General features: G+C 62.5%; 21 protein-coding genes. 9 read left to right on the top strand and 12 right to left on the bottom strand.

Annotated elements, in window-relative coordinates:
• Positions 1-9: 9 nt before the first annotated feature.
• From VNS12_RS05255 to VNS12_RS05230, 6 genes are all read right to left on the bottom strand, one after another.
• The gene (locus VNS12_RS05255; RefSeq protein ID WP_325486791.1) at positions 10-1,080 is read right to left on the bottom strand and encodes a FecCD family ABC transporter permease; all 1,071 of its coding nucleotides are present in this window, start codon (positions 1,078-1,080) and stop codon (positions 10-12) included.
• A complete protein-coding gene (locus VNS12_RS05250) occupies positions 1,077-2,099 on the bottom strand; it encodes a FecCD family ABC transporter permease (protein ID WP_325486790.1) in 1,023 nt (340 codons plus the stop codon). Before VNS12_RS05250 ends, VNS12_RS05255 begins: the two co-directional genes overlap by 4 nt.
• Entirely contained in the window at positions 2,096-2,935 is an 840-nt protein-coding gene (locus VNS12_RS05245; RefSeq protein ID WP_325486789.1) for an ABC transporter ATP-binding protein, read from the bottom strand. Before VNS12_RS05245 ends, VNS12_RS05250 begins: the two co-directional genes overlap by 4 nt.
• Before the next feature lie 225 nt (positions 2,936-3,160).
• Positions 3,161-5,005, bottom strand: a complete 1,845-nt coding sequence (locus VNS12_RS05240) for an ABC transporter ATP-binding protein (protein WP_325486788.1) — start codon at positions 5,003-5,005, stop codon at positions 3,161-3,163.
• Positions 5,006-5,027: 22 nt separating this feature from the next.
• Positions 5,028-6,473, bottom strand: a complete 1,446-nt coding sequence (locus tag VNS12_RS05235) for a M81 family metallopeptidase (RefSeq protein ID WP_325486787.1) — start codon at positions 6,471-6,473, stop codon at positions 5,028-5,030.
• Positions 6,474-6,488: 15 nt separating this feature from the next.
• Entirely contained in the window at positions 6,489-7,616 is a 1,128-nt protein-coding gene (locus VNS12_RS05230; RefSeq protein ID WP_325486786.1) for an ROK family transcriptional regulator, read from the bottom strand.
• Between the two features lie 121 nt (positions 7,617-7,737).
• Between VNS12_RS05230 and VNS12_RS05225 the strand changes: the two genes are divergently transcribed.
• The 6 genes from VNS12_RS05225 (at position 7,738) to VNS12_RS05200 (ending at position 14,326) form a co-directional block, all read left to right on the top strand.
• Entirely contained in the window at positions 7,738-9,273 is a 1,536-nt protein-coding gene (locus VNS12_RS05225; protein WP_325486785.1) for an ABC transporter substrate-binding protein, read from the top strand.
• Between the two features lie 54 nt (positions 9,274-9,327).
• Positions 9,328-10,248 carry an ABC transporter permease gene (locus tag VNS12_RS05220; RefSeq protein WP_325486784.1) on the top strand — a complete coding sequence of 307 codons (921 nt, stop codon included), beginning with the start codon at positions 9,328-9,330 and terminating at the stop codon, positions 10,246-10,248.
• Complete coding sequence (locus VNS12_RS05215) at positions 10,248-11,120, top strand: ABC transporter permease (protein ID WP_325486783.1); 873 nt, start codon at positions 10,248-10,250, stop codon at positions 11,118-11,120. Before VNS12_RS05220 ends, VNS12_RS05215 begins: the two co-directional genes overlap by 1 nt.
• Positions 11,117-12,082 (top strand): ROK family protein, encoded by a 966-nt coding sequence (locus VNS12_RS05210; RefSeq protein WP_325486782.1) that lies wholly within the window; start codon positions 11,117-11,119, stop codon positions 12,080-12,082. The genes VNS12_RS05215 and VNS12_RS05210 overlap by 4 nt, the downstream gene beginning before the upstream one ends.
• Before the next feature lie 16 nt (positions 12,083-12,098).
• Entirely contained in the window at positions 12,099-12,824 is a 726-nt protein-coding gene (locus tag VNS12_RS05205) for a copper homeostasis protein CutC (RefSeq protein WP_325486781.1), read from the top strand.
• A 74-nt stretch (positions 12,825-12,898) separates the two neighbouring features.
• Positions 12,899-14,326: a M20 family metallopeptidase gene (locus VNS12_RS05200; protein WP_325486780.1), complete on the top strand. Its 1,428-nt coding sequence runs from the start codon at positions 12,899-12,901 to the stop codon at positions 14,324-14,326.
• A gap of 51 nt (positions 14,327-14,377) precedes the next feature.
• Here the strand turns inward: VNS12_RS05200 and VNS12_RS05195 are convergent, their stop codons facing one another.
• The 6 genes from VNS12_RS05195 to VNS12_RS05170 are packed head-to-tail and all read right to left on the bottom strand — an operon-like array spanning position 14,378 to position 20,908.
• Positions 14,378-15,289 carry a carbohydrate kinase family protein gene (locus VNS12_RS05195; RefSeq protein WP_325486779.1) on the bottom strand — a complete coding sequence of 304 codons (912 nt, stop codon included), beginning with the start codon at positions 15,287-15,289 and terminating at the stop codon, positions 14,378-14,380.
• Positions 15,286-16,356, bottom strand: coding sequence for an ABC transporter ATP-binding protein (locus tag VNS12_RS05190; protein WP_325486804.1), 1,071 nt, complete (start codon positions 16,354-16,356; stop codon positions 15,286-15,288). Before VNS12_RS05190 ends, VNS12_RS05195 begins: the two co-directional genes overlap by 4 nt.
• Positions 16,356-17,858, bottom strand: coding sequence for an argininosuccinate lyase (gene argH / locus VNS12_RS05185; RefSeq protein ID WP_325486778.1), 1,503 nt, complete (start codon positions 17,856-17,858; stop codon positions 16,356-16,358). Before argH ends, VNS12_RS05190 begins: the two co-directional genes overlap by 1 nt.
• Before the next feature lies 1 nt (position 17,859).
• Positions 17,860-18,708 carry a carbohydrate ABC transporter permease gene (locus VNS12_RS05180; protein ID WP_325486777.1) on the bottom strand — a complete coding sequence of 283 codons (849 nt, stop codon included), beginning with the start codon at positions 18,706-18,708 and terminating at the stop codon, positions 17,860-17,862.
• Complete coding sequence (locus tag VNS12_RS05175; RefSeq protein ID WP_325486776.1) at positions 18,708-19,640, bottom strand: carbohydrate ABC transporter permease; 933 nt, start codon at positions 19,638-19,640, stop codon at positions 18,708-18,710. Before VNS12_RS05175 ends, VNS12_RS05180 begins: the two co-directional genes overlap by 1 nt.
• Before the next feature lie 20 nt (positions 19,641-19,660).
• Complete coding sequence (locus VNS12_RS05170; protein ID WP_325486775.1) at positions 19,661-20,908, bottom strand: extracellular solute-binding protein; 1,248 nt, start codon at positions 20,906-20,908, stop codon at positions 19,661-19,663.
• 433 nt (positions 20,909-21,341) lie between these two features.
• On the opposite strand from VNS12_RS05170, the gene VNS12_RS05165 reads away from it, so the two are divergent.
• The 3 genes from VNS12_RS05165 (at position 21,342) to VNS12_RS05155 (ending at position 25,831) form a co-directional block, all read left to right on the top strand.
• Positions 21,342-22,475: an ROK family protein gene (locus VNS12_RS05165; protein ID WP_325486774.1), complete on the top strand. Its 1,134-nt coding sequence runs from the start codon at positions 21,342-21,344 to the stop codon at positions 22,473-22,475.
• A 112-nt stretch (positions 22,476-22,587) separates the two neighbouring features.
• Positions 22,588-24,939 carry a PIG-L family deacetylase gene (locus VNS12_RS05160; RefSeq protein ID WP_325486773.1) on the top strand — a complete coding sequence of 784 codons (2,352 nt, stop codon included), beginning with the start codon at positions 22,588-22,590 and terminating at the stop codon, positions 24,937-24,939.
• A gap of 1 nt (position 24,940) precedes the next feature.
• A complete protein-coding gene (locus VNS12_RS05155; protein ID WP_325486772.1) occupies positions 24,941-25,831 on the top strand; it encodes a DMT family transporter in 891 nt (296 codons plus the stop codon).
• Positions 25,832-26,022 lie beyond the last annotated feature (191 nt).

The following is a 26,022-nucleotide window of genomic DNA, read 5'->3' as shown; positions in this document are numbered from 1 at the left end:
GTCAAACCTTTAAAGATGCGATCTGGATGCGGCGCGATGCAGGAGATAGACGAAGATCGGGACACCGATGATTGCGGTGAGGAGCCCGGCGGGTATCTGGATAGGCGCAAACAGTGAGCGTCCGAGAAGATCGGCGGCGGCGACCAGGAATGCGCCGCACAGGGCCGTCAACACGGTGTGAAGCCCAAGGCCGGTGCGGGCGATGCGGCGGGCCGCATGGGGAGCGATCAGGCCAACGAAGCCGATGGGCCCCACAATCGCCGTGGCGGCAGCAGCAAAACCCACGCCCACCGCGATCAGCCCGTAGCGCGCCCAGCGCACCGGTGCGCCAAGGCTGGTGGCCGTCGCCTCGCCCATGCGCAGCACTGACATGGTGCGGCTGAGGGCGAGAATGAGCGGCGTCAGCACAACGCACCACGCCAAAAGAATATGCACATCGCTCCAGGTGGCGGCGTTGACCGACCCGGCCAGCCAGGAGAGCGCGGACATCGCCCGGTCGATATCGCCATAGGTCAGCATCGCCGAGGTGATCGAGGAGAAAAAGGCCGAAACGCCGATGCCGAGCAGGATAAAGCGAATGGGCGAGGAGCCCTGGCGCTGGACGCTGAGCCCCTGAACGATGGCCGCCACACCCAGCGCGCCGAAAAAGGCGAGCACGGGGCGCAGGCCGGAAGCGAGATCGGGGGCGACGATGATGGCAAAAACCACGGCCAGCGCCGCGCCCTGACTGATGCCGATCAGCGACGGGTCGGCGAGCCCGTTGCGCGTCACGTTCTGCAATGCACCGCCTGAAAGCGCCATCATCGCCCCGGCCATGATGGCGGCCAGCGCGCGCGGCATGCGGAACTGCCAGACGACATTGTCGATGGCCGCGGAGACGGTGTTACCACTCAGCGTCGCCAGAAGGGTTTTAAGGTCGATGTCATAACTGCCGATGGTCATGCTGAGGGCAAAGACGCCACACAGCACCGCAAGCAGAATGCCGACGGCAAGGAGGCCGCGCAGCGGAAGGCGCAGGGCTAACCCCTGCCCCGGTGTGCGCAAAACGATGTCGGGTGTTGGTGAGAACGCAGCGTTCATCGGGCCCGGAGCCTCACCAACTGCACGAACACCGGCGCCCCAACCATGGCGGTGATGATGCCCGTGGAGATTTCGCGGGGCGGAATGGCGATGCGGGCGATGATGTCGATGCCCAATAGATAGGCCGCGCCCATGATGGCCGAATAAGGCACGATCCAGCGGTAGTCGGACCCGACGAACAAACGGGCCACATGGGGAATGATCAGCCCGACAAATCCCAACGGCCCGGCGAGCGCCACCGAGCAGGCGGTGAGCACCACGACGACGACGAGGAGCTGAACCTTGAGCGCGCCGGTCCGCACACCGAGGCCCTTGGCGACGTCGTCGCCCATGGCCAGTGCGGTGACCTGACGGGACAAGGACAGCGCCACCGCCATCGCGATGGCAATCCAGGGCGCGGTCATCAGCAGCATGTTCAGGTCGCGCCCGGCCAGCGAGCCCGACAGCCAAACCCGCAGACTGTCAAACGTTTCCTCATTGAGAAGATGGGCGATGGAAATCAGCGCGCCAAGAAAGGCCGATGTCGCCGCGCCCGCCAGGGTGAGGGTCAACGGCGTCGCCCCGCCCGGCGCCCAAAGCGCGATCATGTACACAAACAGCGCCGTAACGAGCGCACCGAGGGCGGCAATCCATGGCAGCCACGCCATGGGCGCGGTGCCGAAGAAAAAAGAACTCATGACCACGGCAAAGGACGCCCCTGCCATCAGCCCCAGCAAGCCGGGATCGGCCAGCGGATTGCGGGTGACGCCCTGCATCAAAGCGCCAGCCACCGACAGGGCCGCGCCAACCGTGATGGCGATAAGGGCGCGCGGCAGGCGCAAATCCCAGATGATCATGTGATCGAATACGGTGCCATCGCGTGCGACGATCGCTTCGAACACGGTGGACAGCGCCAGCGGCTTGGCCCCGACAGCGATGTGGAGGGCAAACAGCAAGACCGTGGCGACGCCGAGAACGGGCAGGCCTGAAGCGGCCAGTTGCCAGCGATGGCGCCCGCCGGATGCAGCGACGGCGCTCATGCCGCAAACACCTTGCGCTTGCGGCGGGCATGGGCCCCTACCGGCACGCAGAGCAGATGGCCGCTTTCGTGATCGCGGATCACGCGGGCCTCAAGACCGAAGACACCCATGAGCTGCTCGGAGGTGAACACCTCGTCCGGGATGCCTGCAGCGGCGATGCGGCCATCCTTCATCATCACCAGATGATCGGCATAGGCCGCCGCAAGGCTCAACTCGTGCAGCACGACGACCAGCGTGCGGCCAAAGCTGTGGGCGAGATCGGCCAGCAGTTCCATCAGATCGACCTGGACTTTGAGGTCGAGGAAAGTGGTGGGCTCATCGAGCAGGAGCAGGTCGGTTTGCTGAGCCAGCACCATGGCGATCCAGCATCGCTGGCGCTGGCCGCCCGAGAGCGTATCGACAGGACGATCGGCAAAATCCGCGACCTGTGCGGTCGCCATAGCGCTTTCGACCGCTTCGGCGTCTTGTTGTGTCCACTGCCGCATCAGCCCCTGATGGGGGAACCGCCCCTGAGCCACCAATTCACGCACGGTGAGGCCTTCGGGGGCAATGGGGCCTTGCGGCAGCAGGCCAAGCTGCCTGGCCACATCCCGGCTCTTGAGAGCGTGGATCGTCTTGCCATCGAGCAGCACCGCCCCCTGGTCGGGAGCAAGAATGCGGGCCATGGTCTTGAGCAGCGTGGATTTTCCCGAGCCGTTGGGGCCGACAAGGATCGTCATCTTGCCGTCGGCGATGGGGAGAGAAACATCTTCGAGAATGTTGGCGCCGCCATACCCAGCGCTGACACCTTCGGCGCGGAGACGGGATGCAAAGGATGGGACGGAACGATCATCCATGGATGGCGTGTCCTTGAACTCTACGCAGGCCCAAACGGGACAGTCATGGCCCGGATGCAGCTCCCAAAATTGATTGCCGCACTCATAATAACTAAAGATGACAAAATCAATCAATTTATAGGGCGAATTTTGCCAGCAGGGAGCACGCGGCGGACGGCGACCGCAGACGGTGTGGGAAGGGCCGGAAACAAAACCGCCGGCGAGAGCGCCGGCGGAAAATAGAGATCAGGACGCGAGGGCTTGCGGGGGGTCGATGCGCACCAGATGCCCCGGGGAGACTTCCCGATAGTCGCGGGTGGGCGGCGTATAGCCAAGGCCGCGAATCGGGCTCAAGATCTCGTCGTTGCTGATCGGCCGCCGGATCGAGCGGCGGGCAGGATCGGGCACGGGAACCGCTGAAATCAGCTTTTTGGTGTAGGGATGCTGGGGATCGGCAAACAGCGCCTCGCGCGGACCGATCTCGACGATCTCCCCCAGATACATCACCGCCACCCGATGGCTGACCCGCTCAACCACCGCCATGTCGTGGGAGATGAACAGATAGGACAGGCCCAGGCGCTCTTGCAGATCGAGCAGGAGATTGACCACTTGCGCCTTGATCGAAACGTCGAGCGCCGAGACGGATTCGTCGGCAATGATGACTTTTGGATCGAGGGTCAGCGCCCGGGCAATCGCGATGCGCTGGCGCTGGCCGCCGGAGAATTCGTGGGGATAGCGCCGCAGCATATCGGCGCTGAGGCCGACCTGCTCCATCAGCGACGCCGCCTTATCCCGCGCCTCGGCCTTCGTGCCCAGCTTGTGGACGATGATCGGTTCAATCAGCGCTTCGGCGATGGTCATGCGCGGATTGAGGCTGGCGAAGGGATCCTGGAAGATCATCTGGACCGAACGGCGCAGGGCGTTGAGCTCATCCCGGCGCAGGCTGCGCACGTCCCTGCCCTCCACGATGATCTCGCCACTCTCGGAATCAGTGAGGCGCATGATCGAACGGCCAATGGTGGACTTGCCGCAGCCCGATTCTCCGACGAGGGAAAGCGTTTCGCCCTTGAAGAGGTCAAAGGAGACGTTTTCCACCGCGTGGACCGCGCCGGTGCGTTTGCCGAACAGGGATTTGCTGATGGAGAAACGGGTCACGAGATTGCGCACGGACAGCACCGGAGTTTCGGGGTCCACGGTTGCCGTTGAGGGGATTTCGGGGCCGGGAAGCCCGGTCGTCCGATCGACGATGGGAAAGCGCAGGGGAGCTTTTTGGCCGACCATCGATCCCATGCGCGGGACCGCTGCGAGCAGCGCGCGCGTGTAGGGATGCTGTCCGTTGTGGAAAATCTCTTCGGTGGTGCCGGTCTCGACCGCCTCGCCCTGATACATGACTACGGTGCGGTCGGAGACTTCGGCGACGACGCCCATGTCGTGGGTGATGAAGAGAACGGACATGCCCTCCTCTTCCTGCAAGGTCTTGATCAGGTCGAGGATCTGACCCTGGATGGTGACGTCGAGGGCCGTGGTCGGCTCGTCGGCGATCAACAGTTTGGGCCGACTGGCCAGGGCCATGGCGATCATCACGCGCTGGCGCATGCCGCCGGAAAACTGATGCGGATAATCGCCCAGCCGCTGGGCCGCATTGGGAATGCGGACCCGTTCGAGCAGGCGCACCGTCTCGGACCGCGCATCGGAAGCTGACATGGGCTGATGCGTGGTGATGGCTTCGGCGATCTGCCGACCGATGGTGAAGACCGGGTTGAGGCTGGTCATCGGCTCCTGAAAGATCATCGAAATGTCGCGGCCCCGCACCTTGCGCATGGCCGCCTCGTCGAGGGTGAGCAATTCACGGCCATCGAGCTTTATCGAGCCGGTGATACGGCTCGATGATTTGGGCAAAAGCCCCATGACCGACAGGGAGGTCACGCTTTTTCCCGAACCGGATTCGCCGACGATGGCGACGGTTTCCCCGGGCATGACGTCGAGCGTGATGCCATTGATCACCGACTTCCACTCACCATCGACCATGAAGGAGGTGGTGAGGTCTTTGATCGAAAGAACGGGCGTAAGGGCCTGGGCGGTCGACGTCATGATGGTGATCCTTGCTGAGCGGTCAGGTGTTGCGATCGGCGCGGGCCGAAGCAAATGACCGGGGCGTGAAGGCGAAATCCTTGTCGAAGGGATAGGTCGGCGTCTGCTTGCGATCACGCGGCAGCCGCTCGATGAACTGATCCACCGAGCCGGGGGACAGAACCAGCAGATTGGGATTGGCGATCGGGGCAAGTTCGGGCGAGAGGTAGCCGGATTTGACCCCGACGATCTTTGCTGTGCGCGGATCGAGACCGAGGCTGGTGAAATCGGCGATGTCGTGGAACGGACGCCGGCGCGCGGTGACGACCAGATCGATGCCGCCGATCCGCAGAACGGCCTGACGGTCGGCGGGTGTCTGGGCCTCGGCCAGATAGATGACTTCGAAGGTGCCGGAGAACGGTATGCTGCCTGCGGTGTCGAGGCTGGCGCCGATGGTGAGGGTCAGCGTTTGGCCCACACCGGCGTCATAGGCTGCCTCGGTCGCCGCAAGATCGGTGATGCCTGCAAAAATGGTATCGGTGGCCCCCGCTGCGACGAGGGCTGCAAACAGCTCGGCCCGATCACCGACGCCTCCGCCGGTCGGGTTGTCGCCGGATTCGGCGAGGATCACCGGCCCGGTGTCGCTGGCGACGGCTTTGGCGACGCACTCTTCGATCGAGCCGGTTTCCGGTCCGAACACAAAGGCTTCGCGCACGTCCCAATAGCGCTGGGCCAGCGCTTCGGCGGCGCGTTCGAGGGCTGCGCGGTCGGTGCCAGTCATGATGGCGGCGGCGGTGGCGCGGGGTTCATCGGCCCAGACATAGCCGACGTTGAGCGACGCATCCCAGATGCCGGGGGCGGAATCGATTGAGTGCAGGTCGGCGTAAAGGCTTTTCGCCGGTTCATCGACGGTCGAGGTGCGCTCGCCGGGCAGCACCACGGGGATGGGAGCCCAGACGATGTGCGGGCGCTCGCGGGATTGGATGGCGCGCACCAGCATGGTCACCGAGCGGCGCATGGTCTCTTCCACGTCGATATGCGGCGCGGTGCGGTAGGTCGAATACATATCGAGCTGATCGATGATCCTCTGCGACAGGTTTCCGTGGAGGTCATAGCTGGCCGAGATCGGGCAATCGGGGCCGACCAGTGCGCGGGCGGCGCTGATCCAGTCGCCTTCGGCGTCTTCCATGCCCTCGACATTCATCGCGCCGTGCATGGCGAGATAGAGCCCATCGAGTGGCAACTGGGCTTTCAGGCGCTCAAGGAAATCGGCCTTGAAGCTTTCATACACGTCGCGCGCAACAGGGCCGCCGGGGATGCAGCGGGCGTGAAGCGTGGGCAGGAAGGTCGCATCGTAATCGCGCAGAAACGCGAAATACGGCGCTTCGAGGAGGTCGTCCCCCCGCACCACCCGGAAATCGTGCTCCTGGGTCAGAACGGGATTGTAGGTGCTGCACTCGATATGGATGCCGCCAACGGCTATGCGCATGAAAAGTCTCCGCGACTAGATAGAACCATTGAGAAAACTGTGGGTGGCGACGCTGGCCGCGCCGAGCGCCCAGGCATCATTATCGACGCCGCGAATGCGCAGCGGCGTATCGCCGGAAAGGCGCGGCAGGACATTGGCTTCGATGGTCTGCTGCATGACGGCAGCGAACAACCCGTTGAACGCCTGTTCCTGATGGGTGACGAGCACCATCTGCGGGTCGTTGATCTGGATGATCTGGGCGATGGCCAGGCCCAGCGCGCTGCCCGCGCGGTGCAACAGCCGGATGGCCGCAGACGAGCCCCGGGCGGCGGCGGTCTCGATATCGTTGAGCGATTCCGCGCCGATACCTTGTGTGCGAGCCGTCTCAAGGATGGCGATCATCGAGGCGACGGTATCGAGGCAGCCGATCTTGCCGCAGCGGCAGGGCAAGCCGTTCACGTCCACGGTGCAATGGGCAATCTCGCCGGCCCCACCATGGGCGCCGCGATACAGCCGGTCATGGACGAAATGGGCGGCACCGATCCCCTTGCCCAGCCAGATGAGGGTGAAGGACCCGATATCGCGCGCTTCGCCGAACAGCTTTTCGCGCAGCGCCAGAGATTTGGCGTCGTTTTCAACGAATGTGGGCAGACCGGTGCGCTGGCCGATGAGACGCGCCAGCGGCACATCCTGCCAGCCAAGAATGGTCGATTTGATGCAGTTGGCCTGCTCCTGATCGACAAGCCCCGACAGGGCGACACCCATTCCCATGAGGGATTTACCGGGCACTTTGCCGGTTTCAAGCAACTGGGGAACGGCGTTGGCGACGTGATCGGCAAACACATCCGGGTCGGTATCCCGGGGCACATCGATCCGCGCGACAATCTTGCCCTTGAGGTCGACCAGCGCGACCAGCGCGGGATCAGACATGATCGACACGCCGGCGAAATACGCGCCCTCGGGCTTGAGGTCGAGCAGCGCCGAGGGCCGCCCCTGCTTCTGCACGGTGCTGGTTTCACGCAGCAGGCCCTTTTCCAGAAGCTCGCGCGTAAACCCGCTCATCGCCGCCTTGCTCGACCCCACATGCGCGCCCAGTTCGGCACGGGTTGTGGGACCGCCAGCATTGATGTGCCGCAGGATCTGGTAGTGCGTGGTCGTAAGCATGGGCCTCCTCAATACGCCTTGACATTAAGGACGCCGAATGAATTAATCAAGGCAACTTAGTTCAGAAATCAGACTAAGTCGCGATGCATAATTCATCATGCCATCCAAAGAGGAGGACAACTTGGTTTTTTCACCTAGATTCCGCAACAGCTTGCTTGCAAGCGTGTTTCTGGGCGCAGCAGCCCTTGCGACCCCCAGCCTTGCCGAAACCCTGACCGTGATGCAGATCGAAGCCCCGCGCTCGATGGACCCGGGTGACCAGAGCGCAACCTATACCAATGCGCTGCTCGCGCCGGTCTATGAAGGCCTTATCCTGCGCGCACCGGACCTGAGCCTTGCACCGGGTCTTGCGACGGAATGGAGTGTCGACGAAACCGGCACCGTCTATACCTTCAAGCTGCGCGAAGGCGTGGTTTTCCACGACGGCACGCCGTTCGACGCCGATGCTGTGGTGTATAATTTCGAACGCCACCTCGACACCGAGCGCGGTCTGGCCGCTTCGGGCCGGATCCGCACCATTCTCGACAGCGTCGAAGCCGTTGATGACATGACCGTGCAGTTCAACCTGCAGTCGCCCTACCCGGCTTTCCTCAACATCCTGACCACCAACGCCGCCCAACAGGTCAGCCCGACCGCTGATGCCGCCGGGAACCTCGGCGCTGCCTCCGTGGGCACCGGCCCCTATCGCATGGTCGAATACAAGTCTGGCGAATATGTCGACCAGTCCAAGTTCGATGGCTATTGGGGCGACAACTCGGCCAGTGTCGACGACATCCGCTGGACCTGGTCCTCGGAGCCGTCGGTTCTCTCGATGGCGCTGCAGACCGGTGATGCCGACGTCATCAACCCGGTGCCGCCCGCCTTTGCAGCGGCAATCGAAGCAAACCCCGAACTCACCCTCGAAGTGTCGCCCGGTTCGGCGGTGTTCTGGATGGCGCTCAACGTGGAAGCCGAACCGCTCGATGACGTGCGTGTCCGGCAGGCGCTGAACTTCGCCACCGACAAGGACGGCATGATCGCCGCGATCATGTCCGGCTACGCCACCCCGGCCAACTCGCCGCTGGCGACGGTTGCCGAAGGCTATAACCCCGACCTCAACCCCTACCCGCTCGATCTCGACCGCGCCCGCGAATTGCTGGCGGAAGCCGGCGTTCCCGATGGCTTCTCCATGTCGGTGGTCGTGCAGGAACAGGAAGCCCGGATCGCGGAGCTGCTCCAGGCCATGTGGGCCCAGATCGGGGTGGAACTCGACGTCCAGCGCATGGAATCGGGCGTGTGGTCATCGGCTGCGTTCGGCGACGAAGCGCAGAAGGCCGCCGAAGGCGTCGATTCGGTGATCGCGTCCTGGTCTTCGGGCGTCAACGGACCGGACCTGCAGTTCCGTCCGCTGTACCACACGTCGAGCTTCTCGCCTGTGTCGGCCAACCTCGGTTTCTACAGCAGCGAAGAATTCGACACCCTGCTCGATGAAGCCGCGGCCATGACCGACGAAGCGGCCCGTAACGAAGTTTACGGCCAGCTTCAGGAGATCATCAACGAAGATGCTCCGCATGTGCTGCTCTACGTGACCCAGGACCTTGTCGCCACCCGTGACGGTGTCGAGGGCGTGTGGGTCGTGCCGGGCGGTCTCGTCCGCGTCGATACGGCGACCAAATAAAACCGCTGGCCGGGCATCCGAAAAGGGATGCCCGGTCACTTTTCAGGAGCCGTCATGCAGGGCTACATCCTCCGCAAGATCGTTTCGCTGCCGCTGATCCTGATCGGCGTGTCGCTGCTGGTGTTCATCTCGATCCGCATGCTGCCGGGAGAAACCGCGCGCATCATGGCGGGCCCTGAGGCCACCCAGGAGGCCGTGGAAGCCATGACGGCACGGCTTGGTCTCGACCAGCCCGTCTTGGTTCAATACTGGCAATTTGCGACCAGTGCGCTCCAGGGCGATTTCGGTGAATCGATCCGTTCGCGCAAGCCGGTCTGGGACGAGATTTCCGATCGCCTGCCCTATACAGTTGCCCTCGCTGTCGTTTCCTACGTGCTGGCCATTGGCGTGGGCGTGCCCGCCGGGATGCTGGCCGCCGTGTGGCGCAACCGCTGGCCCGACTATATCGTGATGATTTTTGCCATTGCCGGCGCCTCAATCGCCAACTTCTGGCTCGCGCTTTTGGCAATGAACTATTTTTCCGTCCATCTGGGCTGGCTGCCGCTGCTCGGCGCCAACAGCTGGAAGAGTTATATCCTGCCCGCCGTGACGCTGGCCGTGCTGCCCATGGCGGTGCTGGCGCGCATGACGCGCTCATCCATGACCGAAGTGCTGAGCCAGGATTATATCCGCACGGCACGGGCCAAGGGGCTTGCGCCCAGGCAGGTCTATTGGAGCCACGCGCTGCGCAATGCCATGATCCCCATCGTGACCATTGTGGGCCTCAACTTCGGCGGTCTGATCGGCGGCGCGGTGGTGACTGAAACCGTATTCAACTGGCCCGGCATCGGACGTTTGATGGTCGATGCCGTGCGCTATCGCGACTATCCGGTGATCCTGGGCGCGACCATGGTGGCGGTGTGTGCAGTCGTCATCATCAACTTCGTCGCCGAGATGGTGATCGCGGCCCTCAATCCAAGAATCAGGTTCAACTGATGAGCGCGTCGACTTCCCTTCCCGTCCGCCCTACCCTTTCGCGCCGGATCGCGCGTGGCTGGCATTGGACCAGCCACCATGCGAATATCGTTATCGGCGGCATCCTGGTGGGCGCGATCTGCCTTGTCGCGGCCCTGGCCCCCTGGATTGCAGGCGCTGATCCTTACGCGATCAACCTCACCAACCTGTTGCAGCCCCCGTCCTGGGAGCACCCCTTCGGTACGGACGATAACGGGCGGGACATCTTCGCTCGCGTCATTTACGGCGCGCAATATTCGCTGCTGGAAGTCGCGCTTTCGGTGTCGATCGCGACCGTGGTGGGGGTGCCGCTGGGCATCATCGCCGGGATGAGCGGGCGCATGGTCGATGAAGTGATCATGTGGTTCATGGACGTGCTGTTCGCGTTTCCGGGCATCGTGCTGGCCATTTTGATCGTCTCCATTCTCGGGCCGGGGCTGTTCAACCTGATGATCGCCATCGCGTTGTTTGCCATCCCTGTTTATGCGAGATTGGCGCGGAACCTGACGCTTGGGCTCAAGCAGATGGAATTCATCGAGGCCGCGCGGGCACTTGGCGTGCCCCAGACGCGGATTCTCGTGCATTATATCCTGCGCAATTCGTTCGGGCCGATCATCGTGCAATCGACGCTGACGGCGGGAACGGTGATCCTCACGGCGGCATCGCTGTCGTTTCTCGGCCTTGGCGCGCAGCCGCCCATTCCCGAATGGGGCGCGATGATGTCCCAGGGGCGCAATTATCTTGGGGTCAACATCTGGATGTCGTTGTTTCCCGGCCTTGCCATTATGGTAACGGTGCTGGGCTTCAATATCCTTGGCGATGGCCTGCGCGACCTGCTGGATCCCAGAAAATGACAGTCTCCCCCACCAGAATCGATCAGTCGCCCCAGATGGCGGCAGTCTCTTATTGTGCCGATATAGGCGGCTCCTTCATCAAGTTCGGCCGGTCCTATGGCGCGGGGATCGTTGAGGTGGAAGAGCAGGTCCCCACCCCTACCTCGTCATGGACGGGCTTCATGGACGCTATCGCCGGGCTGATCGCGCGGCATGAGGAAGACAGCAGCCTGCCGATCGCCATTTCGACCGCCGGACTGTTCAACTCCCGCACCGGAGAGGTTACAGCGGCCAATATCCCTGCGTTCGAAGACCATGATTTCGCTGGTGAACTGGGTGCCTTTCTGGGCCGTCGGGTTCTGGTGGCCAATGATGCCGACAGCTTTGCGCTGGCCGAAGCCAATGTCGGCGTCGGACGGGGCCATGACGTGGTGATGAGCATCATCCTTGGCACCGGGGTTGGCGGCGGGCTGGTGGTCGGCGGACGGCTGGTTCAGGGCGCGGGCGGGGTGACCGCCGAATGGGGCCATGGCGCGATTATCCGCACTGTTTCCGTCCTGCCTGAGACCGGCGAAGAAATCTCCATCCCCCGATTTGCCTGCGGCTGCGGCCAAAGCGGATGCACCGACACCATCGGTGGAGCGCGCGGCATCGAGCGCCTGCATCTGCATTTGAGCGGGGAGCGCAGCACCAGCCACAAGATTCTCGACGGCTGGGAACAGGGCGACGCCATCGCGGCGCGGACCGTCGCAGTCTATTTCGACCTGTTGAGCGAGCCTTTGGCGTTTGCCATCAACATATCCGGGGCGACCATCGTGCCGGTGGGGGGCGGACTGGCCGCGCGGCACAAACTGGTTGCCGGGCTCGACGCGGCGGTGCGGCAGCGCACACTCAATACCTATGGCGAGCCGCTGATCGTCCCCGGACAGTATCTCAAGGATGGCGGGCTGGTAGGCGTGTCGGTGCTCGCATCGCAATTGTAATCGGGGGGGATTTGGCATGAAACGGTTTCTGGAAGTCTGCGTCGATGACGCATTTGGGCTCGAACAAGCCATCGCGGGGGGCGCGGACCGTATCGAATTGTGTTCGGCGCTGTCGGTGGGCGGGCTGACGCCCACACCGGGGCTGATGGCGCTGGCGGCGGAACAACCGGTTCCTGTCTATGCCATCATCCGCCCGCGCAGCGGGGATTTCATCTATTCCGAGAGCGAAATCCGCACCATGCTGGCGGATATCGATCAGGTTCGTGCGTGTGGACTGGCCGGTGTCGTGCTCGGCGCGAGTCGGACGGATGGACGGCTGGATACCGATCTGCTGGCTCGCCTGATTGCCCATAGCGAAGGGCTTGGGCTGACCCTCCATCGCGCGTTTGACCTCGTGCCCGATTTCTCCGAGGCGATCGAGGAAGCGGTGCGGCTCGGGTTCGAGCGCATCCTCACCTCGGGCGGCGCGCCCAATGTCACCGACGGGCTGGAGAATTTGCGCCAGATCATCGATCTGGCTGCCGGGCGGATTTCCATCATGCCGGGTGGCGGCGTTTCTGCCGACAATATCGACATGCTGCTGGAGCATCTCGACGTCACCGACATCCATTCGTCCGGCAGCAGGCCCATCGGCGAGATCGCGGAGCGCATCTTGAGCCTTGGCTTCGATACGCCCGCGCGGCGGATCACCGACAAGGCCAATGTGGCCAGGATCAGGGCCGCGCTCAGCGCCAAATCCTAGAGCGATACGCGGTCTATCGATCGCATGGTGCCGCTCTCATTTTTCCCCACCAAATCAGTTTCAGGATCAGAACCGTGCAGAATACCGACCGCATCTGGGCCATCGTCGACGATAAGCGCGAAGCCTATCTCAAGCTGAGCGACGATATCTGGGGCATGCCTGAACTGGCCTATGGCGAGTACCGCTCAGTGGCGGAACACAGGAAGATGCTGGAAGCGGAAGGCTTTGCCATTACCGATGCTCCTGCGGATATCCCCACCGCTGTGATCGGCACGGCGGGCAGTGGCGGCCCGGTCATCGCAATCCTGGGGGAGTATGACGCCCTGCCCGGCCTGAGCCAGGAAGCAGGCATCGCCGAACCGCGCCCGCTGCCGGGCAACGGATTTGGCCATGGCTGCGGGCACAACATGCTCGGCTCGGCAGCGCTGCTCGCGGCGTCTGCGCTCAAGGACTATCTGGCCGAAAACGGACTGCCGGGAACGGTGCGCTACTATGGCTGCCCCGCGGAAGAAGGCGGCGCGGCCAAAGCATTCATGGTGCGTGCGGGCCTGTTTGACGATGTCGACGCGGCGATCACCTGGCACCCGGCGGCGTTCACCTGCGTCGATACGGCGGGAAGCCTTGCCAACACACGGATCGATTTCACCTTCACGGGTCGGGCCTCGCACGCTGCCGCCGCGCCCCATCTGGGCCGCTCGGCCCTCGATGCGGTGCAGCTGATGAGCGTGGGCGTCAACTATCTGCGCGAACACGTGCCCGCAGATTCGCGAATGCATTATGCCTATCTCGATGCCGGGGGCATCGCGCCGAACGTGGTGCAGGCCCATGCCAAAATCCGCTACGCCGTGCGCTCGCGCGATGTGCACGCGATGAAATCGCTCAACGAGCGGGTGATCAAGGTGGCTCAAGGTGCGGCGATGATGACCGAAACGCAGGTTGCGGTTCAGATCATTTCGGCGGTGTCCAACCTTCTAGGCAATACGCCGCTCGAAGAGACGATGTATGGTGCGATGCAGAGGTTGGGCCCGGTGCCCTTCTCCGAGGCCGATCACGGGTTTGCGCGCGACATCCAGGCGACGCTGGGGCCCGACGATATCGACAACGCCTGGCGCGCCGTGGGCGTATCCGCACAGGACGATGCGGCGCTGTGCGATTTCGTCGTGCCGCTGGGCACAACCGGCGAGCCGATGATCGGATCGACCGATGTGGGCGACGTGTCCTGGGCGGTGCCCACGGTGCAGGCGCGGGTCGCCACCCACGCCATCGGCACGCCGGGGCACTCCTGGCAGATCACCGCGCAGGGCAAGGCCGGCGCGGCGCATAAGGGATTGATCCACGCGGCAAAGATCATGGCGGCGACAGCCAAGGACTTGTTCGCCGACAGCGCCTTGCTGGAGCGCGCGAAGGCCGATCACGCCGGACGCGTCGGCAAGATGCCGTATGAAAGTCCCATCCCGGCCGACGTAATGCCGCCGCTCCAGCCCAAGCCCGACGATCTGTGAGAAACCAGAGCACCTGATCTGACTGGATCAGGTGCTTGTTACTGCCGCCGCTCAGACGGCGATGGACCTGCCGTTGCGGGCGGGAGCGGGCACGCCGCCGGTGGTCTGGACCGATAGGCTGCCCGTCGCGATGCCAGCGGCAAGGCAATCGGGGAGCGGATGGCCGGCCAGATACCGATCGAGGAATCCGGCATTGAAGGCATCGCCAGCCCCAGTGGTGTCCACGACCTTTACCTTGGGCGCCTTGGCGGAGTGCCTTTGTCCCGAGGCGGCAAGCATGGCGCCAGTGCCACCGCACTTGATGACCACCAGCGGGAAATGCGCCGCCAGACTGTCCAGCGCGTCTTCGAGATCGGACGCACCGGTGATGGCGCGGGCCTCCTCGGCGTTGGGCAGGAAGACATCCACGCCCTTGCAGGCAGCCAGTAGGTTAGGATCGTAGATCAGGGAGTCGTCCCAGCTCGGATCGAGGGAAACGACAAGCCCTGCGCTTTTCGCGCGCGCGACCAGATCGGGTTGCTCGGCCAGCGTGGCGTATTCGGCGATATGCAGCATCGCAGCGCGATCCCATTGCAACGCCGTCTCGAACCGGGACGGAACGGCATCACCGGCACGGCACGACAAAAACGCCCTGTCGGCCTCCCCGGTCATCACGACGGTGACCTGTGGGCCCGCATCGGCGCGCCGGTCAAGGAAGCGCAAATCGACCCCGCTGGTTTCCAGTTGCGGCGCGAGCGCACTGGATAGCGGATCTGTGCCAAATGAAGCCAGCAGCGCGCAGCGGCGGCCCAGGCGTTCGAGATGCGCCGCAGCGATGAACGCCCCGCCACCAAGTACCGGGTCCATGGAACGCGCGAACACTTCGCGGCCCATGCGCGGCATGTCAGGCAGTCCGGAAAATACCAGATCGCAATAGATGCGCCCCACTGAAACGACAGCGTCGCGCTTCGACATATCAGTCATAGTCGGCCCAGAGCTCTTTCGCTTTCGGCATCGAACAGATACAGGCTTCCTGCAGCAGCCGAGGCGGAAATCGTGCTGCCAACGTCCGGGACAATTTTGCCGGGCGCAGTGGCGATGACCGCTTCACCGGCGATGTCGAGGTGGACAAGGGTTTCCGAACCAAGCGGCTCGACAGCAGAGACGGTGCCTTCAAAAGTCAGGACCGCATCTTCTGGCACAGCGCCCACGACCAGATCATGGGGCCGTACGCCAACCAGGATCCTGCCCTGTGCCGCATCCGGAATTCCGCCCTTGATCGCTGCACCGCCAGCGGTCGCGCCATCGACAGAAACCATGCCTGGAACGAGGTTCATAGATGGGCTGCCAATGAAACGGGCGGTGAACACATCGACCGGGCTTTCATAAAGCTCGGTGGGCGTACCAACCTGGAGGATCAGGCCATCGCGCATCACCACGATCCGGTCGGCCATGGTCATGGCTTCGATCTGGTCATGGGTCACATAGACGATGGTTGTGCCCAGACGCTGGTGCAGGCGCTTGATTTCGATGCGCATCTGAGAGCGCAGTTGCGCGTCGAGGTTGGACAGCGGTTCGTCGAACAGGAACGCGGCGGGGTTACGCACCATGGCGCGGCCAATGGCGACGCGCTGGCGCTGGCCGCCCGAAAGCGCTGCGGGACGACGATCGAGCAAGGCTTCGAGTCCGAGGATTTTAGCCGCCTCGGTGATGCGCGCCTGCTTTTCGGCCTTGGAGAGATCGGACGTGTACAGACCAAAACCGATGTTCTGCCCCACCGTCATATGTGGATAGATCGCGTAGTTCTGGAACACCATAGCGATATTGCGCTGCTTGGGTTCATCGTGATTGACGATCTTGTCGCCAATGCGCAGCACGCCGCCGGAGATATCCTCCAGGCCGGCGATCATCCGCAAGGTGGTGGATTTCCCACACCCGGACGGACCGACGAGGACGACGAATTCGCCATCTGCGATCTCAAGGTCGATGCCGTGAACGGCGGTTACCTTGCCATAACGCTTGACGAGGCCTTCGAGCTGAATGGCAGCCATCATGCCGCTCCCACTAACGAATTGAATTTTTGATTGAGTTCGGCATTGGCCTGGGCCAGATGCTCGGCCCGTTCGCCCGCATGGGCGGTAAACGCATCGAGCTTCGCGCGGTAGCCCTTGAGGGAAGCCGTCAGCGCTTTCTCGCCGGGACCGCCAGGGCGGTTGCGCACGGAAACGAAGTAGCGGGCTGACACCAGTTCCTCAAAGCGATCCTGTGCCAATTGAGCGGGACGCCCGGTGGCAGCCTCAAAAGCCACCTGGAACGGCGCATAGCCGTCTTCGACAAGCGATGTTCCTGCAGCGACGACCGCTTTTGCAGTCTCGGCGGCAATCTCATGGGCCTGACGGAAAGACAGGCCTTCGTCCCGCACAAGGCTATCGGCCAACTCGGTGATGGTGATGCACGAACGCTTGGTGTTGCGATCCACATTCTCGGGATCGATCTTCACCTGCGCAATAAGTGCGGTCAGCAGATCGAGGACACGGTAGGCGACATCAAACGCCTGATAGCCCATGGCCTGGCTCTCGCCCTCGCTGTCGTTCATGTCAGTGAACGGCGTGTTGTGCATGACATCGAGCATCGCCTTGGCCCGGCCATAGGTCTGGCTGGCCAGATGGCGCAGATGTTCGATCGGCACCGGATTGCGCTTTTGCGGCATGATCGAGGAAATCTGCACCAGCGCATTGGGCACATAGAGCTGGCCGACCTCAAAGCTCGACCAGACCTGAAAATCCTGGATAGGCCGCCCCAGATGCAGGAACATCAGGGCCATGGAGCCATAGACGCCGGTGATGTAATCGACCGAAGCGATGCAGCCATAGGAGTTTTCCAGCGGTCGGGAGAAGCCCAGCAGTTGGGCAACGCGATCCCGATCGATGGGGAAACCAGAGGTAGTGATGGCAGCGGCACCCATCGGGCACAGATCGACCACGGCAAGCGCCGCTTCGAGCTTTTCGATATCGCGGATCAGAACCTCGATCATCGCGCCCAGATAATGACCGAAGGTGGTCGGCTGTGCGGGCTGCCCATGGGTATAGGCGACGATCAGGGTGTCTTTTTCCCGCTCGGCAGTATCGATCAGGGCCGCGAGCAGGCCCCTCGTCCGCTCCAGGAGCCCTTCCATGCGGGGCTTGAGCCCGAGCTTGAACAGGGTGTGGTCGATATCGTTGCGCGAGCGCGCGGTGTGCAGGCGCCCAGCCAGGTCGGGGCCAAGCCGCTCCTTGAGCTGCTTTTCAATGAGGAAGAAAAAATCCTCGACCTCGCCCGTATAGGTGAAAGCGCTGAGATCGACCTCGGCATCGATGGCCGCAAGGGCCTTGCCGATGGCGCTGGCCTGTTCGCCGGAGAGGATTCCGGTTTCGGCCAGCATGACGAGGTGTGCCCGGTCGATGGACCGAAAGCCATCGACATGATGGGCCTTGGCGCCATCGAACAATGGCCGCAGCACCGTTTCCTTATAGACAGGATCGGGGAATGAACTGGTGTCGGTATAGTTTTTCATATCAGCTCTTGAGACCCGCCAGCATGACACCGCGCACGATGTAGCGTTGCAGCAAAAGGAAGACCAGCAAGGTCGGGATGGTGGCCAGGGCCGCACCGGTCATGATCAGCTCCCACTGGATCGATTGCTCGACAGCAAAGCTCGATAGGCCAACCGGCAGCGTGTAGAGATCGCGGCTGGTGGTGACGATCAGCGGCCAGAAGAACGCGGTCCAGTTGCCAAGGAACGAGAAGATGGCGAGCGCCGAGATGGCCGGAGTGACCATGGGCATGGCGATCTTCCACCAGATGGTGAATTCGTTGAGCCCATCGACGCGGGCCGCTTCGAGGAAGTCGTCGGGAACGCCTTCAAAGAACTGCTTCATGAGGAACGTGCCGAAGGCCGTCATCATGCCGGGGAACATGATGCCCCAATAGCTGTCGATCCAGCCAAGCTGAGCGCTCATCAGATACCACGGGATCACCAGCATTTCGGTGGGGATCATCAGGGTCGACAGGATGGCGATGAACACCAGATAGCGGCCACGGAACTTGAACTTGGCCAGTGTGTACCCAACAAGGGAGTCGAAGAACACGTTCGACAGCGTCACCGCGACGGCGACAATCATCGAGTTCATGAACCAGCGCATGAAACGCCCGTCCGAGAGAACTTTGACATAGTTGTCAAAAGTCGGCGCAGCCGGGATCAGGCGCAGATCGTACACCTGGCCTGCCGATTTGAGTGACGTCGAGAACATGTAGAGCAGCGGCGTCACCATGATGACACCACCGATAAACAGCAGAGTCCAAGTGATGATCACGCCCGGGCGGATGGCCTTCTTGTTGGCCGCGAGTTCGGTATAGGTGGCCATCAGCGCTGCCTCAGAACGTAAAGCTGGATCAGGGAAACGATCAGGAGAATGGTGAACAGAACGACGGTTTGCGCTGCGGCATAGCCCATCTGATAGGACGAGAATGCGGTCTGGTAGATCATCATCACCAACGGCTTGGTCGCGTTGAGCGGACCGCCGGGATCGTTGGTGGTCATGTTATAGACCTGGTCGAAAATCCGCAGGAAACCGATCGACGAGAACACGACGAGAAAGACAGTGGTGGGCTTGAGAAGCGGCAAGGTGATCTTGCGCAGGATGGCCCAATCGCCCAGCCCGTCGATGCGGGCCGCCTCATAGAAGGTCGAGGGGATGGCGCGCAGCCCGGCCATGAAGATGATGATCTGAAACCCGAGCCCGGCCCAGATAGCCGGCACCATGATGGCGGGCAAAGATTGCGTGGTCGAGCGCAGGAAGGGCTGCTGGGCAAAACCCATCATGCTCAAAATGCCGTTGAACACCCCGACCGGAATGGGCTGATAGAACCATCGCCACACCCAGCCCATGGCCGCAGCCGTGGTCAGGAAGGGGAGGAAATACAGCGCACGGATAAAGCCGTGCATGAATCGGACCCGATCCAGATAATAGGCAACGACGAACGAGATCAGCAGGCTGATCGGCGTGCCCATGAGCAGGTAGAGGAAGGTGTTCTGGAAAACCTTCCAGAATACCGGGTCGGCGAACATGCGTTCATAGTTCGCCAACCCGATGAATTGTGCCGGACGCAGCAGGTCCCAATTGGTCAGGGATAACCAGAAGGCCTGAAACGTCGGGTAGAATCGAATGCCGACGTAAAACGCGATCGGCAGCGCCAGAAAGGTCCAGGCCCAGATGACGCGTTTGGTGCCGATTGAAAACCGATTCCAGAGGCGGCCGTTCCCGGCCACCTCCACGGTTGCGTTTTGTGTCGTCATTACCGTCTTCCGACCTGCTGTTATTCAGCTGCGCGATCGAGGATCGCCTGCTCTTCAGCTGCTGCGGTCGCAACCGAAGCAGCACCGTCCTGACCTTCAATCAGAACACGGTTGACCATGTCGATTGCGGTCTGGCGCTGACCGGCCTCGTCCACGAAATGCGTGGTGTGCGCGTATTCGAGGGCCTTGAGGAACGGACCATACACCGGATCGGCAAGGTTGGCTTCGCTCAGGGCAGCTTCCTTGCGGGCCGGCAGTTCGCCAACCACTTCGAGCCAGATGTCCATGGCTTCAGCCGACGAGATGTAGGCGAGGAACTTTTCCGCGGCCTCAAGCTTCTCGCCCTCTGCCATGGCGCCAATGGCGTTGGCAAAATAGCTGGCGTAGTTGGAGCGCAGGCCATCTGCGTTGGCCGGCAGTTCGGTCACGCCCCATTCAAAGGGAGTGGAGCTGAAGGCACCGAGACGGAACGTTCCGTCGATGGTCATTGCAGCCAGACCGGCACGGAAAGCAGCCTGTCCTTCGTCCATAAAGCCCTGAAGGCCGACATTGAGCTCGGTCTGAAGGTCAGTGTAGAACTTGAGGGCTTCAACACCGGCATCCGAATTGTAGGCAACGTTGCCGTCGGCATCATAAGGCTCGCCGCCGTACTGACGCACCAGGACTTCACGCCACCAGTGGTGGTCCTGCCCGGCCATATCGAGGGTGATGCCAGCGGTCGTGATGTTGCCACCGCCGTCGCGCTTGGTGGTCGCTTCGGCAGCCGCTACCAGCTCTTCAAGAGTCTGCGGCGGGTTGTTGGGATCGAGACCGGCTTCCTCGAACAGGGCCTTGTTGTAGAACAGGGCCAGCGACCGCACGGCGGTGGGCAGGCCGTAATAGTCATCGCCGCGCTTCATGGCGGTGACGATCGGGAAGAACTCGTCTTCAATCTGGTCGTGCGGGAACACGTCCGGATTGAGCGGCTGAATCAGGCCGCCACCGGCGAAGTTATCGAGCCAGCCGTAGAACAGCTGCACGACGTCGGGGCCCTGACCGGCTGCCCTGGCAGCGACGACGCGGGTCGGATAGTCCGCGTAGGGGAAAGTCGTGTGCTTGACCGTGATGTCGGGATTGGCCGCTTCGAAATTGGCAATGAGCTGATCCATCGCCTGCACGCGCGTATCGAACACATACTGCCAATATTCGATTTCCACGGCATTGGCGGTGCCCAGCGCCGAAAAGCTTACTCCGGCGGAAAGCGCTGCCAGAAGAACTGCTTTTTGCATGTCATTCCTCCTTGGGACCCGGGGAAACCACTTCCCCGTTCAAACCTGAAACGGGCGGAACCTCCCTCCCGTCATGGGCATATGCTCAAATGATGTGACAAGCTTGTCAATAAAATAATTTACTTGTGTTATTAACCTTTACGACATTGCCGTGTTCGAAGCGTGGGGAAAGTGTGGGCGCGCGCGGATTCAGTGCTAAGGAAGATACGCCTTGGCTATCGGGGCTGCTCGCCGTAGCTGACGATTAAATTAAGCTACTTGAGTTATTCGCACGGCGCGCCTAGTTTTGGAGCGAGGAGCGCCTATCCAAACCGCGAGGGGGGAGACCTTGATCAGTTCTGAACGGCGCGGACGCGGTCAACGCCTGGTGATCGGATCCAACCCGGAACGCAATCGCGCACATAACCGCCGCGTCGTGCTGGAAGTCATCCGAATGCACGGACATATGGGGCGGACCGAAATCGCAAGGCGGGCGCGGATTTCCGCACAAGCTGTCGCCAATATCGTCGATGAATTGCTGGGCGAAGGCATGCTCATCGAATTGGGCCGACTGCGCTCGGGGCGCGGCCAGCCGCCCATCCAGTTCGCCATCAACCCCGATGGGCCCCTGACCGGGGGCGTCGAAATTGCCGCCGATCATATCGCCACGACCTTGCTCGACCTCTCCGGGACGGTGCGCGGACAGGCGATCGCGCCGCTGCAATCGGCCAGCCCCGATCACGTGCCGATGCAGGTTGCGCGCGAGATCGAAAAGCTGTGCGAAACCATCGGGGCCACGCCCGCCCGGTTGCTCGGGCTCGGGGCGGTGATGCCCGGACCGTTTGAAATCGAAGGCATGAGTTCGGTCGGCCCTGCCACTCTGCCCGGGTGGAACGGCGTTGACGCGCAGGCATTGCTGTCCGAGGCGACGGGCCGTCCGGTGTCGATCGAGAACGACGCGACAGCCGCCGCGGTGGGCGAGAGGCTTTATGGTGCGGGGCGGAAGATTTCCAATTTCTGCCTGCTCTATTTCGGGGTGGGCCTGGGGCTGGGCGTGATCCGGGATGGGGTGCCGATGCGCGGAGCGTTCGGCAACGCTGGCGAGATCGGCCATGTGAGCATCGCCCCCCGCAACCGGGTGGGCGCCTATGGCTCCGAAGGCGCGCTGGAACGCTTTGCGTCCCTTTATGCGTTGCGCGAAAGGCTGGCGGCAGCCGGAGTGCCCTGCAATGACAGCGACGAGTTGGAAGCGCTGTTTTCGCAGGGCAATCAAGTGGTTATGGACTGGATTTCCGAAGCGGCAGACTATCTGGCAGCTACTGTTTCCATGCTTGAGAACATCTTTGATCCGGCGACCGTGATTTTCAGCGGCAACCTGCCGGACCTCGTATTCGACGCTCTGATCGCCGCTCTGGAGCCCCTGCCCGTTTCGGTTTCCACCCGCGCCAATCGATCGCTGGCCCGAGTCGTTCGCGGGCAAACGGGCCGGTTCACCGCCGCTTTGGGAGCGGCAGCCCTGCCCCTGCACGACACGCTCTCGCCCCAGCTTTCACTTGAATATTCTCCTGCGGCTGAAGCCGCCGACTAGGACATCTGATCTGATTGAAACCAGAACAGATGTTCCAACCCCTTGTTTTATCGCGTTTTTGACCCGGAAACCCGGTTTCACTTTTCCTGAAAACGCTCAAGAAGGTTACGCCATGTCCGTCTCCCGTACCGCGCTTTCCCAACGTTTTGCGCAGCGCCGCTCCACCCCGCGGCTCGTCGCCCTGCACCGGGCGATCAGCAGGCTCAAATCCACTGTGACCGTGATGCACTCGGGGGCACATCCGGATGATGAACAGAATGCCATGCTGGCGCTGATGCGGTTTGAATTCGGAATGCGGACTATCGTCGCGTGTTCAACCCGCGGCGAAGGTGGGCAGAACAATCTCGGGCCGGAACGCGGCGGTTCACTTGGGGTTCTGCGCACGCTGGAGATGGAGGAATCGGCGAAAATAATCGACGCCGATGTGGTGTGGCTCGGGTTCGGACCCGTTGATTCTGTTCATGATTTCGGGTTTTCCAAGAATGGCGAGGACACGCTGGCGCGGTGGGGACATGACGTGATCGTCGAGCGGTTGGTGCGCGCCTATCGCAGCGAGCGCCCCGATATGGTGATTCCGACGTTTCTCGATGTGCCGGGACAGCATGGCCATCACCGCGCCATGACCATGGCGGCGCGCGAAGCCATCGCGCTGGCGGCGGACCCCAATGCCTATACCGAACATTTCGATGAGGGCTTAACCCCCTGGAAAGTCAGCAAATTTTACCTTCCGGCCTGGTCGGGTGGCGGGGACCATTATGACGACGAAGTGCCGCCGCCGAACGAGACTGTACGCATCAGCGCCACGGGTCCTGACCGGGCATCGGGCTACGAGTATGACGAGATCGGTGAGTGGTCGCGGTACTATCATGCGAGCCAGGGCATGGGGGTCTGGCCAGAGGCTGCAAAGACCGACTGGCCGCTGCATCTCGACCTCGGCGACACCAATGAAGCCAGTATTTTCGACAATCTTCCCAAGAGCTTAGCAGACATCAACCCGGCGCTTGCCGCAGCCGATGACGCCATCGCCGAGGCCATCAGAGCATTCCCGGAGAATGCGGCCATCGAGGCGGCACTGGTGCGGGCGGCGACGGTGCTCGAAGCGTGGCTAGAGGCGACCGCCAACGAGCATCGACACCGGCTGGCGCAGATGATCTATGACATTGATTCTGCTTTACTTTTTACTGCTGGAATTGATGTTCTGGCGGCAGTGGACAGTCCTATTTTGGCGCAGGGCGAATCAACCACGCTGCGCATCCACCTCGCCGGTGCACCGCATGGCTCGACCCTGGCCTTGTCGCTGCCTGAAGGGGTGTCGGCACAGGCGAAATCCGACGCCGAGTATGAGCTGTCGGTGACTGCGGATGCGCCGCTAACGCGTTCATTTACAAGGGAATTTTTTACATCCAAGGCCAATGGCGATGTGCAGGTGACGCTGGCTACCACAGTATCCGGGCGCAAAATCAGCCGGGCCTTCGGGCTCGAACAGCCCCTGACAATCGTGCCGGCGGCGACGGTCTCGATCCGGCCCGAGGCGGTGATCGTCAAGGCGGGCGAAGCGGTCAGCGACATCCATTTTGAAGCCAACATTGACGGGAAAATGAGTGGACTTGTGATGGTTCACGGGCCGGAATGGCAGGTAAATCAAAACAATTTCCGCTACACCCTCTCCAGCCCCGGCTTGACCGCCGGACGGCACCGGATCGAGGCGCGGATCGGAGATCAACCGGCCTTCTCCGCACGGACAATCACCTATCCGCACGTCCATCCCAGCGTCAGCCTTACCCCGGCCGGTTTCGACGTTCTGGCGCTTGATCTGAACCTGCCCGAGGACCGGCGCGTCGCCTATGTGGGTGGCGGATCGGACACTGTCGCGGTGTGGCTGGCGCGCATGGGGTTCGAGGTGACCGAACTCGACGCGCGGGCGTTGGGTGAAGACCTGTCGAAATTCCCGACCATCGTGGTGGGCATCTTTGCCTTCGGGCTGCGGCCTGACCTTGCGGCGCGCACCGAAGCCCTGCATCGCTATGTCGAGGGTGGCGGCAATCTGGTGACGCTCTATCATCGCCCGTGGGACGGGTGGTCGGCGGAGACGACGCCGCCGCGCTTTCTCAAGATCGGTTCGCCTTCGCTGCGCTGGCGGGTGACCAATCCCAATGCTGAGGTGACCCTGCTGGCGCCGGACCACCCCCTGCTGGCCGGGCCCAACGCAATCACGGTCGATGACTTTGCGGGCTGGAACAAGGAGCGCGGCCTCTATTTCGCCGCCGAATGGGCACCCGAATATGTTCCGCTGCTGGCGATGAGTGACGCAGGCGAAGCACCGCTGGAGGGCAGCCTGCTCTCAGCGCAGATCGGCAAAGGCCGCCACACCCACACCAGCCTCGTCTTGCACCATCAGCTCGACCATCTGGTGCCGGGCGCGTTCCGCATCATGGCCAATCTGGTGGCGGGTGGCAGGGACTGATATGGCCGACCCGGCACCATCTTATCGGAGCGGCATTGCCTGGCTCCTGGCCGACACCACGCTGGTGACGGCCATGACGGTGCTGGTCAAATTCGAGGGCCAGACCTACCCGGCCATCCAGCTGGTGTTCATCCGATCGCTGATCGGACTGCTCTCGATCCTGCCGCTGGCCTGGCGCAAGCGGCGGGCCGTGATGGAAACCAAGCGTCCCCTGCGCCACGTCTTCCGTGTCGCCTGCAACACCATCGCGCTGACGTGCAATTTCTACGCGTTGACGGTGTTGCCGCTGGCGCTGGTCAACGCCATCGGCTTCATGCGCCCGCTGGTGATGCTGCTGCTTGCCGCCTGGCTGCTGGCGGAGAAAATCGGCATGGTGCGCTGGATCGGCACCGCCATCGGGTTTGTGGGCATCATCATCATCCTCGGACCGGGCGAGGTGTCGCTGTCGTGGGGGCTGGCGGCGGCGCTGGCCACCGTGCTGTTCGGGTCGCTGGCGGTGATCCAGATTCGCGCCATGGCCAGCGAGGATACCGCCGTGCTGATGGTGTTTTATACCGTGGGCCTGTCGGTGTTGACGGCGGTTCCGGCAGCGTTTGTCTGGCAGGAGGTTGCGCTGGGGGATTGGCCGACGCTGCTGGCCATCGGCATCCTGGCGCAGGTGGGGCAATATTGTTTCCTGCGCGCCTATCAATCTACCCCGGCCGCCATTCTTGCGCCGCTGGGATATTTGTCGATCGTGTTTGCGGCGGTGGCCGGGTTCTTCTTTTTCGACGAAATCCCGGGCTGGACAACGCTGCTCGGGGTGATCGTCATCCTCGTAGCGCTGCAGCTGACCAACGTTCTGGAAAACGCCGCTTTGCGCAGGAAAGCCAACGCGGAGGCGGAGCGGTAGGCGATGCAAGGGATGGGCGGCGAAGGGGCTGGGCTCACCCCCTCCCCGTCAAGTGGAGGGTGAAGGGCCCGGGGACGGCGGCGGGGGCTTGGTTTTTAACTCTGCCGGTTACTGGATCCCGGATCAAGTCCGGGATGACAGCGCTGGGGCGTAGGGTGCGGGGTATTCTGACTGCTGGCTTTGGCGATTGG

It is taken from the genome of Pelagibacterium sp. (genome assembly GCF_035555455.1).
Classification (GTDB): Bacteria; Pseudomonadota; Alphaproteobacteria; order Rhizobiales; family Devosiaceae; genus Pelagibacterium.
This window is presented reverse-complemented; position numbering and strand designations above follow the sequence as displayed.